Origin of the sequence: Marinilactibacillus sp. GCM10026970 (assembly GCF_042660675.1) — a bacterium.
Taxonomy (GTDB): Bacteria; Bacillota; Bacilli; order Lactobacillales; family Carnobacteriaceae_A; genus Marinilactibacillus.
Genome location: NZ_JBHSUL010000034.1, coordinates 187,721 through 204,506 on the forward strand (window position 1 = coordinate 187,721; position 16,786 = coordinate 204,506).

General features: G+C 37.7%; 13 protein-coding genes. All 13 read right to left on the minus strand.

The genetic code is table 11. From position 1 onward, the window contains the following. Nucleotide 1: 1 nt before the first annotated feature. The 13 genes from pyrF to ACFP65_RS11735 all read right to left on the minus strand — a co-directional run bounded on the left by pyrF (nucleotide 2) and on the right by ACFP65_RS11735 (nucleotide 16,384). Entirely contained in the window at nucleotides 2–712 is a 711-nt protein-coding gene (gene pyrF / locus ACFP65_RS11675) for an orotidine-5'-phosphate decarboxylase (protein ID WP_379918779.1), read from the minus strand. Further along, nucleotides 705–1,637: a dihydroorotate dehydrogenase gene (locus ACFP65_RS11680; RefSeq protein WP_379918781.1), complete on the minus strand. Its 933-nt coding sequence runs from the start codon at nucleotides 1,635–1,637 to the stop codon at nucleotides 705–707. Before ACFP65_RS11680 ends, pyrF begins: the two co-directional genes overlap by 8 nt. A 15-nt stretch (nucleotides 1,638–1,652) precedes the next feature. After that, complete coding sequence (gene carB / locus ACFP65_RS11685; RefSeq protein WP_379918783.1) at nucleotides 1,653–4,835, minus strand: carbamoyl-phosphate synthase large subunit; 3,183 nt, start codon at nucleotides 4,833–4,835, stop codon at nucleotides 1,653–1,655. Beyond that, complete coding sequence (locus tag ACFP65_RS11690) at nucleotides 4,828–5,907, minus strand: carbamoyl phosphate synthase small subunit (RefSeq protein ID WP_379918819.1); 1,080 nt, start codon at nucleotides 5,905–5,907, stop codon at nucleotides 4,828–4,830. Before ACFP65_RS11690 ends, carB begins: the two co-directional genes overlap by 8 nt. Before the next feature lie 12 nt (nucleotides 5,908–5,919). Beyond that, nucleotides 5,920–7,197: a dihydroorotase gene (locus ACFP65_RS11695; protein ID WP_379918785.1), complete on the minus strand. Its 1,278-nt coding sequence runs from the start codon at nucleotides 7,195–7,197 to the stop codon at nucleotides 5,920–5,922. A 9-nt stretch (nucleotides 7,198–7,206) separates the two neighbouring features. Beyond that, nucleotides 7,207–8,130, minus strand: coding sequence for an aspartate carbamoyltransferase catalytic subunit (locus ACFP65_RS11700; protein ID WP_379918787.1), 924 nt, complete (start codon nucleotides 8,128–8,130; stop codon nucleotides 7,207–7,209). A gap of 191 nt (nucleotides 8,131–8,321) precedes the next feature. Then, nucleotides 8,322–8,867: a bifunctional pyr operon transcriptional regulator/uracil phosphoribosyltransferase PyrR gene (pyrR, locus tag ACFP65_RS11705; RefSeq protein WP_379918789.1), complete on the minus strand. Its 546-nt coding sequence runs from the start codon at nucleotides 8,865–8,867 to the stop codon at nucleotides 8,322–8,324. A 301-nt stretch (nucleotides 8,868–9,168) separates the two neighbouring features. Then, nucleotides 9,169–11,154, minus strand: a complete 1,986-nt coding sequence (gene uvrB, locus ACFP65_RS11710) for an excinuclease ABC subunit UvrB (RefSeq protein WP_379918791.1) — start codon at nucleotides 11,152–11,154, stop codon at nucleotides 9,169–9,171. A 118-nt stretch (nucleotides 11,155–11,272) separates the two neighbouring features. After that, complete coding sequence (gene rpsT, locus ACFP65_RS11715) at nucleotides 11,273–11,524, minus strand: 30S ribosomal protein S20 (protein WP_379918792.1); 252 nt, start codon at nucleotides 11,522–11,524, stop codon at nucleotides 11,273–11,275. A 169-nt stretch (nucleotides 11,525–11,693) separates the two neighbouring features. Then, nucleotides 11,694–12,740: a DNA polymerase III subunit delta gene (gene holA, locus ACFP65_RS11720; RefSeq protein WP_379918794.1), complete on the minus strand. Its 1,047-nt coding sequence runs from the start codon at nucleotides 12,738–12,740 to the stop codon at nucleotides 11,694–11,696. Nucleotides 12,741–12,753: 13 nt separating this feature from the next. Then, nucleotides 12,754–15,081 carry a DNA internalization-related competence protein ComEC/Rec2 gene (locus tag ACFP65_RS11725; protein ID WP_379918796.1) on the minus strand — a complete coding sequence of 776 codons (2,328 nt, stop codon included), beginning with the start codon at nucleotides 15,079–15,081 and terminating at the stop codon, nucleotides 12,754–12,756. Nucleotides 15,082–15,140: 59 nt separating this feature from the next. Continuing rightward, nucleotides 15,141–15,638, minus strand: coding sequence for a ComE operon protein 2 (locus ACFP65_RS11730; RefSeq protein WP_379918798.1), 498 nt, complete (start codon nucleotides 15,636–15,638; stop codon nucleotides 15,141–15,143). Between the two features lie 98 nt (nucleotides 15,639–15,736). Beyond that, nucleotides 15,737–16,384, minus strand: coding sequence for a helix-hairpin-helix domain-containing protein (locus tag ACFP65_RS11735; protein WP_379918800.1), 648 nt, complete (start codon nucleotides 16,382–16,384; stop codon nucleotides 15,737–15,739). Nucleotides 16,385–16,786 lie beyond the last annotated feature (402 nt).

The window sequence follows — 16,786 nt, forward strand, 5'->3', positions numbered from 1 at the left end:
ATCATTCTCCATTCCAATATTTTAATACTTCTTGATAAGCAGTAGCCGGGTCTTTTGATTTTGTGATTGTTCGCCCTACTACAATATGTGTCGCTTTTTCTCTCTTTGCTTCCAGTGGGGTAGCAATTCTTTTTTGATCGTTCGTCAGATCTCCTGGCAACCTGATGCCCGGTGTAACACGCAAGAATTTTGGTGCAGTCACTTGCTCAACTTCTTTTGCTTCATGAACCGAACAAACGACACCATCAACACCGGCAAAATAAGAGAGTCGAGCATAGTTTAACACGCTCTCTTCTAGTGTACCAGAGACCTTTTGTTCTCTTTGCATGTTTTCTTCAGTTGTACTCGTCAATTGAGTTACCGCTATGAGTAATGGCTTTTTTGATCCTGCTTTCTTTCCATCTTTCAGCCCTTTTTTAGCGGCTGCCATCATCTCTACGCCTCCAGCTGCATGAACGTTGACCATGTCCACTCCATAACCAGCTAAGCCTCTCATTGCCTTATAAACTGTTGTTGGAATATCATGAAGCTTAATATCTAAAAATACATCATGTCCAGATTCTTTTAATTGTTTTAAGATTTCAATACCTTCTTGATAAAACAATTCCATCCCGACTTTAACGTTGAGAGATTGTTTTGGAAAGTGTGTCAGGAAATGTTCTACTTCTGCCTTTGTAGAAAAATCCAGAGCGATAATCGGCTTATTATCCATTGCTTCTCTCCTTTTTCACTTCAGAAATCAAAGACTCTATTGAGGGGATTCCTAACTCATTTAACCGTTTAGGCAACTCAGCTATAATTTGCTTCATAATCAGAGGATTTCTATAAGTCGCTGTTCCAATCGCTACTGCAGATGCTCCGGCAAGTAACATTTGCAAAACGTCATCAGTTGACTGGACACCACCCATACCTATAATTGGTAAATCAACTTCTTTAGCGATTTGATAAACCATACGAACCGCTATTGGCAGTACGCTTTCTCCAGATAATCCGCCCATGACATTACCTAAGACTGATTTTCTGGTCGCAACATCAAATTGCATACTTAAAACCGTATTGATTAAGGTTATACCGTCTGCTCCACCAGATTCAGCTGCTTTTGCGATTGCTACGATGTCTGTAACATTTGGTGATAATTTGATGTAAACCGGTAGCGTCGTCACTTTTTTCACTGCTTCCGTGATCTCTTTGACTTTTCCTGCATCCGTTCCAAAGGCTAGTCCACCTTCTTTTACATTCGGACAAGATACATTGATTTCTAGAGCTGAAATCCCTTCTGATTCACTAATTTTTTTAGCTACGTAAGCAAATTCTTCTACTGTCTTTCCAGCAACACTTGCTATAACGGGCGTATGATACTTTGCTAAATTAGGAATTTTATCAGAAAGCACTTTGTCTACTCCCGGATTTTTTAAACCTACAGCATTCAATGCCCCATGCTCCATCAGAAAGAACCTGGGGTCTTCGTTTCCAGTTCTGGCTTCTTTTGTTGTAGATTTGAGCACAATTGCTCCAAGTGTTTCGTAGTCATATAGATCATGATACAGATCTCCAAACCCAAACGTGCCACTGGCTGGCATAATGGGGTTCTTCATATCCAATCCTGGTAGAGATACAGCTAAGTTTTCCATATACATTCCTCCATGAACTTTTTATAGTGCACTAGTAGAAAACGATCTAGATTCTAATACGCTTAAAATGGCAGATACTGTGTCCAGTGAAGTCATTAAAGGGATGCCTTTTTCAATCGAGGCTTTACGAATATAGAACCCATCAGTTATTGCTTCTATATTCTTGCCCATTGTGTTGACAACAAGATCTACTTGGTTGGCTTGAATTAAGGTTAAAACGGGTTCTTCTATCTGTTCAGTTGTTTTTTCTGCTATAGCTTCAACTAATATGCCCTTATTTTTCAATACTTCCGCAGTACCCGCAGTCGCGATAATGGAATATCCGGTTTCTCGGAATCGTCTGGCAAGTTCAATACCTTCTTCTTTATCTTCATTCGCTAAGGTCATCAAGACTTTACCGTGATCAGGTAAATGCATACTACTCGCTTCAAAAGCTTTATATAAAGCTTTTTCAAGTGTTCTGTCACTTCCCATGACTTCTCCAGTTGATTTCATTTCTGGTCCGAGTGATGCATCTACTCGGTGTAGTTTTGAAAAGCTGAAGACAGGTGCTTTTACATGTACGAGCTTCGGCTCTTTGTAAAGTCCACTTGTATAGCCTTGATCCTTCAAAGATTGTCCAAGAATGATTTTTGTAGCGACTTGAGCCATAGGTATACCTGTAACTTTACTTAAGAAAGGCACTGTACGACTTGCTCTTGGATTGACTTCAATAACGTATACTTGGTCTTCATGGATAACAAACTGGATATTCATTAGTCCAAAGCAATTTAACCCTTTGCTGAGTTTTTCAGTATAATCAACAATGGTATTTTTAATCTTATCTGATAGGTTTTGAGGTGGATATACAGCCATAGAGTCTCCAGAATGTACACCTGAGCGTTCGATATGTTCCATAATTCCTGGTATCAAAACGGATTCTCCGTCACAGATAGCGTCTACTTCTACTTCTTTACCAATGAGATAACGGTCAATCAGTACTGGATGCTCAGAAGATAGTTTAACGGCACCATTCATATAGACTGAAAGATCCGTTGTATTATCCACAATCTGCATACCTCTTCCGCCCAGAACATAGCTTGGTCTCACTAAAACGGGATATCCAATCGTTTCTGCAATGGCTAATGCTTCAGCTTCTGTACGTGCTGTATCCCCTTTAGGTTGCGGTATTCCAAGTCTCTTCAATGCTTTTTCGAACGCATTTCTATTCTCAGCGCGGTCCAAGTCTTCAACAGTCGTACCTAGAATTTTGACACCACGTTTTTCTAGTGGCTCTGCTAAGTTGATTGCTGTCTGTCCACCAAATTGTACGATGACACCCTCTGGTTGTTCATGGTCAATAACATTCATCACATCTTCTATTGTTAAAGGTTCAAAATAGAGTTTATCAGATATCGAAAAATCGGTTGATACTGTTTCTGGATTATTGTTCATAATGATGGCTTCATATCCCGCTTGTTGGATTGCTTTTACCGAGTGTACCGTTGCATAGTCAAACTCTACACCTTGACCGATTCGAATAGGTCCTGATCCTAGAACTAGAATAGATTTTTTGTCTGTACGGATACTTTCCTGTTCTTCTTCGTAAGTACTGTAAAAGTAAGGCGTTGAAGAATCAAACTCTGCCGCACAAGTGTCAACGGTTTTGTAGACTGGTAAAATTTGCGCTTTTTTTCTTGTATCCGCAATGTACTCTACAGTCGTTTCCCAGACCTCAGCAATTTTATAATCCGAAAATCCATATTGCTTTGCGTAAGTCAATGTATCCAAGTCGTAGGGTGCTTTTTCTAGCATTTGTTCGATTTCTACGATATGGAATAGTTTATCTAAGAAATACAAATCAATTTTTGTTAGTTGCGCCAACTCTTCAATTGGGTAAGATCTTCTGATTGCTTCAACAAGATAAAAGAGTCGATCGTCTTCTGCTTTAACGATTTTATCGATCAATCGTTGATCATCTATTTGCTTGCATTCTTCGAGTTCGACGTGTTCTGCACCTATTTCCAGTGAGCGTACTGCCTTCAAAAGACTTTCCTCAATAGTTCTTCCAATAGCCATGACTTCCCCAGTAGCTTTCATTTGAGTTGTCAATCTACGGTCCCCTGATTCAAACTTATCAAAAGGCCATCTTGGAATCTTTGCGACAACATAATCTAATGCTGGTTCAAATTGAGCATAAGTCGTTTCTGTAACAGGGTTTTTCATTTCGTCGAGTGTCAGTCCAACAGCAATCTTAGCTGCCAGTTTAGCAATCGGATAACCGGTTGCTTTACTTGCAAGTGCTGAAGACCGGCTCACGCGCGGATTCACTTCTATGATGTAATAATTAAAACTATCTGGATCCAGTGCTAGTTGAACATTACATCCACCTTCAATTTCTAACGCTCGTATAATTTTCAAGGATGCGTCTCTTAACATTTGATACTCTTTATCTGTCAACGTCTGACTAGGCGCTAATACAATTGAATCTCCAGTATGAATACCTACTGGGTCAAAGTTCTCCATATTACAAACAACCATTGCATTATCGTTTCTGTCTCGCATGACTTCATATTCAATTTCTTTGTACCCTGCGATACTTCTTTCCACTAAACATTGATGAACTGGAGATAGTTTGATGCCGTTCGCCACGATTTCTCTTAGCTCTTCTTCGTTATCACAAAGACCGCCACCTGTTCCACCCATTGTAAAGGCAGGTCGAACAATCAGAGGGTACCCGATTTTTTCTGCAAAGTCGACCGCTTCATTTATGGAGTGGACGATTTCACTATCAGGGACAGGTTCATTTAATTCATGCATTAATGTTCTAAATAAATCTCTATCTTCTGCTTGATTGATCGCTGATAATTTTGTTCCAAGTAATTCGATATCCAATTCTTCTAATATTCCGCTACCATCTAATTCAATAGCCATATTCAGTCCCATCTGTCCACCAAGAGTCGGTAAGATTGCATCTGGGCGTTCTTTTCTTAAAATTTTTGAAACAAATTCCAGTGTCAGTGGTTCCAAATAGACTTTATCTGCGATTTCTTTATCAGTCATGATTGTAGCTGGATTGGAATTTACCAGCACAACTTCATATCCTTCTTCTCTAAGTGCTAGACAAGCTTGTGCTCCAGCATAGTCAAATTCCGCTGCTTGTCCAATAATAATTGGTCCCGATCCAATAACTAGGATTTTATGAATATCGTCTCTTTTAGGCATCTTTATTCCCCGCTTTCCAAGAATCCATCAGTTCTGTGAACTGATCAAACAAATCTTCTGCATCATGTGGTCCAGGTGCTGCATCGGGATGATACTGCACGCTAAATACCGGATGAGTACGGTGTCTTAGTCCTTCTACCGTTCCGTCGTTAATCTCAAGATGTGTGACTCTTAGTTGATTAGGATCAATGGATTCTTTTTCCACTGAATATCCGTGATTTTGAGAAGTAAAAGCGATTTTTCCAGTTGCAATTTCTTTGACTGGATGATTGAATCCTCTATGTCCAAAATTCATTTTGTATGTTCTAGCACCATTGGCTAGAGCAATTAATTGATGCCCCAGGCAAATTCCAAATACTGGAACTTGTGGTTGAATGGCTTGAATCATCTTTAATACATCTGGCAGATCCGTTGGGTCTCCAGGTCCGTTCGTTAACATAACGCCATCTGAATCAAGGTTCATAATGGTTTCAGCTTTTGTATCATGTGGAAGGACTGTTACATGACAAGAGCGTTTATTCAATTCATGCAAAATACTATGTTTTAAGCCAAAATCGATGACAACAACTTTTCTGCCATTATCTGGACTAACATAAGGTCTCGTTGTGGAAACTTGCGCAACCTGATTGTGATCAAGTTCTGTTTCAGCTAGGATTTTTAAGTATTTTTCGACATTTTCTGTAGCGTCCGTTAAGATTGCTTTCATAGCCCCATGTTCTCTAATGACTTTAGTTAACCTTCTTGTATCTACCCCTGAAAGTCCTGGAATATCTTTTTCTTTTAAAAATTCATCTAAGTTCATCTGACTACGCCAGTTAGAGGGTCTTCTAGCATATTCTTTAACAATGACTGCTTTTGTCGTTGGAAAAACTGATTCATGGTCATCGCGATTAATTCCTGCGTTTCCTATTAACGGGTAAGTAAATGTCAGGAGTTGGCCATTATAAGAATGATCCGTGATTGATTCCTGATATCCTGTCATACCTGTGTTGAAGACGACTTCTCCAATCGTTTCTTTGTCTGACCCAAAGCCGTATCCTTTGAATATATTTCCATCCTCTAAAATCAACATTCTTTTTTTCAACTAAATTCCCTCCTGGTATACAACTTTTCCATTTACAATTGTCAGATACGTATCTCCAGCGATGTCCCACCCGATAAATGGTGTGTTAGACGATTTAGATTTTATCGTCTCTTTTGAGATCTTCGCTTCATTTTCTAAATCAAAACAAGCGATATCTGCCGGAGCACCTACTGTTAATCTACCGGCTTCAAAACCAAATACTTTGGCGGGTTGTATCGTCATCCAGTCAATGAGCTGCTCAAGTGTGACTTTATGCGTTTTAACTAGATAAGTGTAGAGTAATGAAAAAGCTGTCTCACTACCGATGATTCCAAATGGTGATCCAATCATGGACCCCTTTTTCTCGTCTTCACTATGAGGGGCATGATCTGTTGCAATCATGTCAATTGTCCCATCGAGTAAGCCTTCCAAAAGCGCTTCTTGGTCGTCTTTCCCTCTAAGTGGTGGATTCATTTTATACAGCGTATTATCTGACGGAATGTCTTGTTCAGAGAGTAGTAAGTGATGTGGTGTAACTTCGGCTGTAACATTAATTCCAGCCTTTTTAGCTTCTCTAATCACTCTGACGCTTTCCTTCGCTGATACATGGCAAATATGATAATGTACCCCGGTTGCTTCGGCTAATAACACGTCCCTAGCGATCTGAGTGGACTCTGTTAGTTGACTCATCCCAGGTAAGTTCAATTCTTTGTTTCGAATTCCTTCGTGCATCACACCCCCACCAAATAGCAAGGAATCATCTTCTGTATGAGCAACAATCGCAACATGGTTTCTGGCTGCTTCTTCCATTGCTTTATACATGGTTGCTGCTGTTTGAACGCCTACGCCATCATTTGTAAAGGCAAAAGCGTCTGCTTCTATTAAAGCTTCTTGATCTGTAAGGTTTTCACTTGTAAGCGATTCTGTGATTGGCGCGTACTGCTTGACATTTACTAAAGCTGTGTCTTTAATCAACTGTTGTATTCTTTGCATCTTTTCAGCATTATCTGGAGCTGGGTTTACATTAGGCATCGCACAGATCGTTGTAAATCCTCCTCGAGCAGCTGCAGCCGAACCTGTTTCAATTGTTTCTTTATATTCAAATCCAGGTTCTCTAAGGTGAACATGTACATCTATCAGACCTGGTACAACCAGCTTTCCTTGAACGTCAATGACTCCTACCCCATCAGAAGAGAGTTGCTCCCCTATTTCTTTTATTTTCCCACCTTCAATCAAGATATCTCGAATCGGATTTGAGTGACCTGTCAAGGTACGTGCATTTTTTATCAGTAGTGTCATTGTATCCTCCTAATGTTCATTAAGTAGTGAGTCGATAATGGCCATTCTAGCGTATACACCATTTTCCATTTGCTTGAAAATTCTTGAACGTTGGCACTCGACTAATTCTGTTGCAATCTCTACACCTCTATTTACCGGTGCCGGATGCATGATGATTGATTTTTCATTCATTCGTCTTTCACGTTCAACGGTTAATCCATATTTTTTTAAGTAATCCTCTTTTGAAAAAACTTGTTCGAGATTACTGTGCCGTTCGTGCTGTACTCTAAGTAACATCAAAACATCTACTTTGTCGATCAACGCATCCATCTCTACATGAGTCCCATAAGTTTGAAGCGAAGCATCCATCCACTCTTCGGGGCCAGTAAAATAGATCTCAGCTCCTAGCTTTTTCAATATTTGAGCATTACTTTTTGCTACTCTGGAATGTCTTATATCTCCAGCAATCGCGATTTTTAAGTTTTGAAATGTCTTGAATTCTTCATAGATGGTCATTAAATCTAAAAGAGATTGGCTTGGGTGCTGACCGGCTCCATCTCCACCATTCACAATCGAACAATTCAATCCAGGTGTGTGAATCAGTTCTTCGTAAAAAGCTTCTTGTCCGTGTCTTATTACGACAAGATCTACTCCGATTGCTTCAAAAGTTTTCACAGTATCATACAGACTTTCACCTTTTTTGATACTACTCGTCTCTGGGGAAAAATCTAACACCTGCATGCCTGATTTTCTCTCTGCCATTTCAAAGCTCTTATGTGTGCGTGTACTGTCTTCAAAGAAAAGATTTACTGCATAACGATCATGAAATTGGGCAGTCAGCTTACCAAGTTTGAATTTTAATGAATGATCAATCAAGGTGTGAACTTGATCAGGCGTATAATCATTTAAGGTAAGAAAATGTCTACCTTCAAGTTGTTGTACCCCATTTTTCATTTTCAAGTTCCTTTCTTTTCTACTTTTATTTACAAAAAAAGACCTGAGCCGGATGCGCGTCAGGTCTGAGGGTAGTCTACTTCCATTAATTTGGTGAAGAGTCTTCTCACAATTGTGATAGCTTCTTCAAGCCTTCTAATGGATTCCTCAGTGACCTTTTGTGCCTCTCTGGACTACTTTTTAAAGTTCACTTATGATTTAGTTGGTTTGATGATCGTAACAGTATCTTTGTCATCGATTTCTTTTAAAGAGACTTGAATCGTTTCATCCTTAGCTGTTGGCATGTTTTTCCCTACAAAATCGGCTCTTATCGGTAACTCTCTATGTCCACGGTCAATCAACACAGCAAGATAAATTCTTTTCGGTCTTCCGCTATCAATAACTGCATCTAAAGCTGCACGTATTGTACGACCTGTATATAACACATCGTCTACAATCACGACTTGTTTATTTTCGATTGAAGTAGCAATATTCGGTGCCGGAATAGTCGTTGTTTCATTTTTATGATCATCACGGTAATTAGAAATATCTAACTCCCCGATTTCAACTTTGTGTCCTTCTAATTGTTCAATTCTTTGAGCAATCCGTTGAGCAAGGAATACGCCTCTTGTTTTTACACCAAGAAGAACTAGATTGTCGATTCCTTTATTTTTTTCAATGATTTCATAGGTAATTCTCGTCAAAGCTCTTTTGATTGCGACTTCATTGATTACTTCTATTTCCTGACTGTTCTGCATATTGACTCCTCCAAATTTGTTTTTACTTTTCGTTAATGATCCAAATCGAAGCAACATATGAACGCCAACAGACAAAAAAGCTCTCTTATCCTTGTGCGATAAGAGAGCTTCCTAATAATTTGTTAGGTTTAAAGATGAAGATACACTTCACCTGTGAATCTCCACTAAAAGCTTATAAACATTGCTCTGAATGAAGGTTCTGCTCCTTATTAGCCTCACAGGACTACTTGTTAAAGGATATCTATTAACTTTTCATTTACTCTACAGGTTTTTTAAATAGAAGTCAACAAGCTTCTGTTGATTACTTAGGAAATTTCGTTTTAATCTCCAGAACCACATCACGTAGCTGAGCGGCTTTCTCGAAGTCCAGCTCTTTCGCTGCTTGTTTCATTTCGAGTTCCATTGTCTCAATCAACTCTCTTCTTTCTTCTCTTGAAAGCTGTTTAAACGTATCCTCTGTCAAGTCTTCCCCATCTTCGATAATTGTAGAAATCTTGATAAGATCTCGCACTTCTTTCTTGATCGTCTTAGGGGTAATACCATGCAACTGGTTATATTCTTCTTGAATGACACGTCTACGTTCAGTCTCTTCAATCGCCCTGTTCATTGAGTCTGTTCGTTTATCAGCATACAAAATGACTCGACCATTTTCATTACGCGCTGCACGTCCAATTGTCTGTATCAAAGAACGAGTACTTCTCAAAAAACCTTCTTTATCTGCATCAAGAATGGCAACCAGTGAAACTTCTGGTACATCTAGTCCTTCTCTTAGCAAGTTGATTCCAATCAGTACATCAAACTTCCCTATGCGGAGATCTCTGATAATCTGTGTTCGCTCGAGGGTCTTGATATCACTGTGAAGATATTGTACTTTGATTCCAACTTCTTTCAAATAGTCCGTCAAATCTTCAGACATTTTCTTTGTCAACGTAGTAATAAAGACCCTTTCATTTCTTTCAATTCGCAAGTTCACTTCTTCAATCAAATCATCAATCTGTCCTTTAATGGGACGAATCTCAACAATTGGATCTAAAAGTCCAGTCGGTCGGATAATCTGTTCGACAACTTGAGTTGAACGTTCCATTTCATAATCTGCTGGTGTTGCAGAAATATAAGTGATTTGAGGAACTCTTTCTTCAAATTCTTCCAGACGAAGTGGTCTGTTATCTAGCGCACTTGGTAATCTGAATCCGTGTTCTACAAGTTGTTGTTTCCTTGCACGGTCTCCGTTGTACATACCTCGAATCTGCGGCATTGAAATATGAGACTCATCTACGATAAAAAGCGAATCTTTTGGAAAGAAATCAAGCAATGTATAAGGAGATTCTCCAGGCTTTCTTCCATCCATATGTCTAGAATAATTCTCTATCCCCGAACAGTAACCCATCTCCATCAGCATTTCAATATCATAATTCGTCCGCTGCTCTAAACGCTGTTCTTCAAGCAACTTGTTATCTTCTTTAAGCTCTTTTAGTCTTCCATCCAATTCATCTTTTATGGACTCGATTGCTGACCTCGTCTGTTCGTCATTTGAAACAAAGTGGGTAGCTGGGAAAACCGCCACATGAGAAAGATCTGCTTTAACTTCTCCTGTTAATACATCCACTTCTCTTATGCGTTCAATCTCATCTCCGAAAAATTCAACTCTGATCGCTTCACTTTCTCTAGAAGCTAAGAATATCTCGACGATATCTCCTCGAGCACGGAATCTACCTCGTTGAAAGTCGATATCATTTCTTTCAAATTGCATATCAACTAATCTTCTGAGTACAGCATCTCGACTAATTTCCATACCAGATCTAAGAGACAATACATGTTCTTCATAATCTTTTGGATTTACAAGTCCATAGATACAAGAAACAGAAGCAACGACAATCACATCTCTTCTTTCTAACAGTGAACTTGTAGCCGAATGTCTCAATTTATCTATTTCATCGTTTACTGATGCATCTTTTTCAATAAATGTATCGGTCGAAGGTACATAAGCTTCTGGCTGGTAATAATCATAGTAACTTACAAAGTATTCTACGGCATTATCAGGAAAAAACTCTTTGAATTCTGAATATAATTGTCCCGCAAGTGTCTTGTTGTGTGCAATAACAAGAGTCGGTTTATTGACTTGCTGGATAACATTTGACATCGTAAATGTTTTCCCTGTACCTGTAGCGCCTAGTAAAACTTGTTCTTTCTGACCTTCCTTGATTCCTTTAACGAGTTTTTTGATTGCCTCTGGCTGGTCTCCACTCGGCTCATAGACAGATTGTAACTTGAATTGATTCTCAGGCATTCTTTATTTCCTCCTAAACCTAAACATACATTCGTATTAATAATACCACAAAAGGTCAAAAAAAGTTCTCCTTTAGACTATGTCTGAAAGAAGAACTTCTTATACGAACTTAAGGTCATTAACCTAATTTTTTAGATAAACGAGACTTGTCGCGAGCAGCTTTGTTTTTGTGGATTAATCCTTTAGACGCTGCTTGGTCAATAGCTTTAACAGCTGATTCAAATAATTCAGCTGAATTATCTTGTCCGTTTTCAACCGCAGTTAGATATTTTTTCTTAGTGCTACGCATAGCTGACACTTGCGCAACATTGTTAGCATTCTTTTTAACATCTTGACGTTGACGTTTAATAGCTTGTACCATGTTTGGCATTCTGAAAACACTCCTTTATAAAAATTCTTTAAATCCAGTTCACTCGAATTAAATACGCACATTTCTGCCCGTTTTCACCAAATGGAACCTTCTCTATTCAGTTGATTTTCAACATTCTCCATTGTACAGGATAATGATTGCTTTTGCAATATTTCAAACAGAAACTTATTTAGTTAACCTGTAAGTGTGACTGCTCATCAGAAAACTTTAAAATAAATAACTCAACTTGAAGTTCTGGATTAACTTTACCTGATTTAATTAAATAATCTGCATCTATAAGAAAATGATGCGCTTTAGAGAGTATAGTTTGTTCAAATTTCTTTTCTTTCTGCAATGCTAGCTTAACTCTAAAGGGATGTACTTTCAGGATTTTTGCAATATCAGCTTGCTGATAGCCTTTTCTTCTTAAAATCTTTACTTGGAGTAACAATCTAAATTGACCAATCATCAAAGCAATTATTTTAATAGGATCTTCTTTTTGCGTCAGTAGATCTTGATAAAGTTCAATAGACTGCTGCACCTTTTTACTCAACACTAAATCATTTAATTCAAAAATGTTTTGTTCTAGTGTTTTAGGAACTAGTTGCTCCACTGTAGATAGGGTGATTTGTTTATCTTGCTGATGATAAATCATCAGTTTATCTAATTCGGACATACTTTTAGAAAGATTCCGATCAGTAAGCTGAATCAGTTTATCGAGGGCATCCGAGTCAATAGAATATCCTTCGGTTTCACATGTAGACTTCACAAGATCGTAAACGGATTTTTCGTTCAGTGGCTCAATATTGATGATTTCAGCTTGTTTTAGAAGGGTTTTAGTTATTTTTTTTCGTTTATCCAGTTTTTCATAAGGTGCAAATATAACGAGTACCGAAAAATCGGAGGGATTTCCTAGGTATGATTCAAGATAACTCATATCGTGATCAGGTCCATTGGTTACCGTTTTACCCGTTAAGAAATAAGGAGCCTGTACAAAGACGAGTCTTTTATCTCCAAAGAATGGAAAGGATTCAGCCTCTTGTAAAGCTACATCAATCGTTGTTTCTCTCATGTCGAACTGGCCAAAATTGAACTCAGAAACTTCATCATCCAATACTGAATTGATGAGCGCAAATTTCACTTTTTCACTTAGATATTGTTCCGTTCCTTGAACCAGATAAACAGCTGAGTATGTTTTATTTTGTATTGCTTTGATTTGTTTTTTTAACTCAATCATCCTGAGCTCCTCACTAATTTATATCATCATGTTGAGGTATTACTTGTATCATACGATCATCATGATGTTTGATGAAGGGGAAAGCATAATATTCATACAGAACGGCTCCTCTTAGGTCTGTTCTGTAAATATCGATTGCTCTGTCTTGTAAACGAGTCAACACTTCAGGGTTTGGATGTCCGTAGGTGTTGTTTACACCGCTCGAAATCCATCCTACTTTTGGTTCCAATGAATCCAAAAAAGCTTCTTGCGAAGAAGTTAAACTTCCGTGGTGAGCTACCTTTAATATATCTACTGTCAGATTTGGATACATTCGGGTAATATCCTCTTCTCCGGTCGCTTCAAGATCTCCTGTGAATAACCACCTGTATCGATCGATTTTACCATACAAGACTAATGAAGCATCGTTTTTATTTTGATTTTCTTTTGTACTTTTATCTTCGTCTGGATAAATGACTCTTAATCCAGGACCCAAGGCACTTTCTACGTCCTTACTTAAAACAGTGAGGAGAATCTTTTGTTTTTTGAACTCTGGCATCAATACTTCAAGTGATGGATCTAAAAAGGTCGACTGAGTCGCTAAAATTTCTTTTATCTGTATATCTTGAACGATTTCTTCAAGAGCTCCAATATGATCAGCATCTGCGTGCGAAAGGTAAATTTGATGCAATTTGTTTACACCTTGTGATTTTATAGTAGGTAAGACAACATCTTTCCCTACTGCAAAAGGTGTTTCTCTTTTTTTCCACTCTTCTACCTCTTTCCATTCCACTAGTCCACCTGTATCAATCAAATAATTACCTTTCCCAAATGGCTGCTTGATTAACAATGCGTCTCCTTGGCCAACATCAATCATCATAACTTTTCCGACAGGTGATAATTGTTTAGAAAATAATCCTACAAAAAACAAAAGACATCCAATTAGGATCATGCCCTTTTTCCTATAACCTTTATTCTTTTCTAAAGTGATCAACAACACTATGATACCTAAAACTAAAAAAATCATACCGAAGACTGATAGCCTGCCGACTACAAAAGAAAAATCATAGCTTTCACTTAAAATTTTAACGCCTTGTTCTATTCCATCTAGTAAATAGTCTGAAACAGCGTTAGCATATTCAAACAATGGCCATTTACTGAACACGACTCCCAAAATAAATAAACTTACCAATAACGGCAACAGCAAAAAAGAGAACAGTGGAATGAAAAAGAAATTCAGGAGAATAACAATCCAAGAAAATTCAAAGAAATGAAAAGATAGTACTGGAATACTCACAATTGAGAGCACACAATTCAACACAATCGTTTGCTTCAAAGGGGACATCAACTGAATACTTTTCTGATTTGAAAGTAAAATTAACAGACAACTCAGTAGATAACTTAACTGAAAACCAGCAGAATACATTTGATAAGGATCAATCAGTAAAGCCAGCATCAAGGTTAATGCCCAATTGTCCAATGACGACGATGGGCGCTTTAGTAGTGTGAAAACTGTAGCAATCAAAGCTTGTACAATAGCTCGAAATACACTAACTCCAAATCCAGAAAGATATCCGTAAACAGGCAAGAATACCAGTAGCCAGAGGGCTGTCGTCTCTTTTGTTAATCTGCATTTTAGTAGAACGTTTCTCACCAAGGCAATTATAAACTGAATATGCAAACCAGATATACTTAAAAGGTGGATCACACCTAAATCTCGGTAGTTTTCCAAGGTGGACTCAGACATTTCTCGCTTATCTGCAAAAAGCAATGTTTTGATATAGGCACTCGTTTTACCAGATAGAATCCTATCCACAAATTCCAAAAAACGTGTTCTTACCCTATCCACTCGATATGAAAAGGGCATGCCTACCTTTTCTTCAGGGAGTTTTTTTATAGTGTCCGCTTGAAAAACCCAATAAATCTGATTTCTGTATAAGTATTTTCTATAATCGAACTGATTAAAATTACGTGCTTGATTGGGTTTGGATAATGAACCAGTCAGTTCAACATAATCAGAAAGAGAATTTGTTAAAAAGTCATTTTTTTCTGCTTCTGACTGTATTTTATAGGTAATGATGACTTCCTCATTACGCTCATTATCTAGACGAACTAGACTTGTAAATCTAAGCCGATCTCCATCAATATCAATCGTGCTTTTTTTAATGAGTACACGAATCGTTTGTATATCTTTGTTTAGCCATGTTTTTTCATTATGTGTCTTTAACATTGTTAAGCCACAAAGCATCAATGCGATAAATACTGAAAAGAATAAAATCTGACCATTTCTGGTCATGATCAAGCGAATAATGATGACTAATACCACTACCACAGACAGTGCTGAAAAGTTTTCTAAGACCATCATTATCATTGATAACGAAAGTATAGCCGGAAAGAATAGAAAACCTTTTATTTCAAATTTTATGAAATCGTATGATCGGGTTTTGAATCTGAATTATAAAGATGTCCTATATTTTGAAACAAATCATTTGGAACATCTACCTGTTCAACATCAATTTTAGCGTGCTCTAAAAGTTTCAGAGCATAATCATTATTGTGGTAATCCCTTAAATAGTATATTTTTTGAATACCTGATTGTATAATCGTCTTTGTACACTGTAAACACGGAAAGTGCGTCACGTAGATATCGGAACCTTCTGTCTTAACACCAAATTTAGAGCATTGTAAAATAGCATTAATTTCGGCATGAACCGTTCTAACACAGTGTCCATCTACTACATAACATCCATGTTCAATACAATGCACATCTCCACTTACAGATCCGTTATATCCGCCAGAAATTACTCTCTTTTCTCTAACAATGGTGGCACCTACTGATAGTCTAGTACAAGTACTTCTCATAGCTAGCAACATACTCTGTGACATGAAATATTGATTCCATGGGATTCTATCTGTCATCTTTTTTCCTCACAATCTTTTCCGATCTTAAATCAATAATGTATTCCTACGTCTATATAGTATACAAGAGAGTATTTTGCATATCAATCACTCAAAGATTAATCTACCACAATATCTTCTTTTATAGATTCAAATATTTTTTCTCCAATACCCGATATATTCTTAATCTCTTCAATCGCCTTGAATCGACCATTTTCTTCCCGGTAATGGACGATTGACTGCGCTCTAGAGTCTCCAATTCCGTTGAGCTGTGTTAATTCTACTGGGTCAGCATTATTGATGTTCACTTTATTTTTTTGAATTTCATTATTTACTCCGGTGTCAACGCTTGTAAATGCTTCTTCACCGATTGCTGGTATGTAGACCATCATCTGATCAACCAGTACAAGCGCTCTGTTGATTGTTCGATCATCCGCTGTTTCTGTTACGCCTCCTGCCTCTATAATCGCCTCTCCTAATCGTGCTCCTTCTTTCAAAGTATATACACCAGGATGAACTACTTGTCCTTTAAGCTCGATTACAAGCTCTGACGATTCTCTAATGTTTTCTTCAGCTTCATCATTAAAGGTTTCTTCTGCTGAAATACTTGTATCAGAAAATAATTCTACTAATTCTTCTTCTGCAAATGTCTCAGGTTTATTTACAGCAAACACCAAGACTAAGAAAAAACCTAGAATGATAGTAGTAAAACCTGCGATATAATATAACGGCGGCTGATTTTTTAACCAATAGATAAAATTTTCCATTTATCCTCTCCTCCAGTTTGACCCTGTACTATATATACTGTTTTCCTTCTCTAAAACTAATGAACAAAAAAATGGTTCTATAATAAATAACGTTGGTGAGAATTCACCAACGTTATTTTTCTTTGCTTAAATTAGAAAACAAGTGAGTTCTCCTGTAGAATAATAGTCGACCAAAACCAACATCCTTAGGAGGAACTCACTTGCCTACTTCAAATGATATGCAAAAAGTACTAGATATTCAAGATAAAAATATAATCTTTAAAGATAATTGTGTTTCTTATGGTTTACATAAACAGATAAATGTAAATTTATAGATTGTACACTGACCTATATTCCTACGGAATGCAAGAAATGTCAGACGCCAAACAAGAACTTCACTATCTATAAAAATGGGACTCAGAC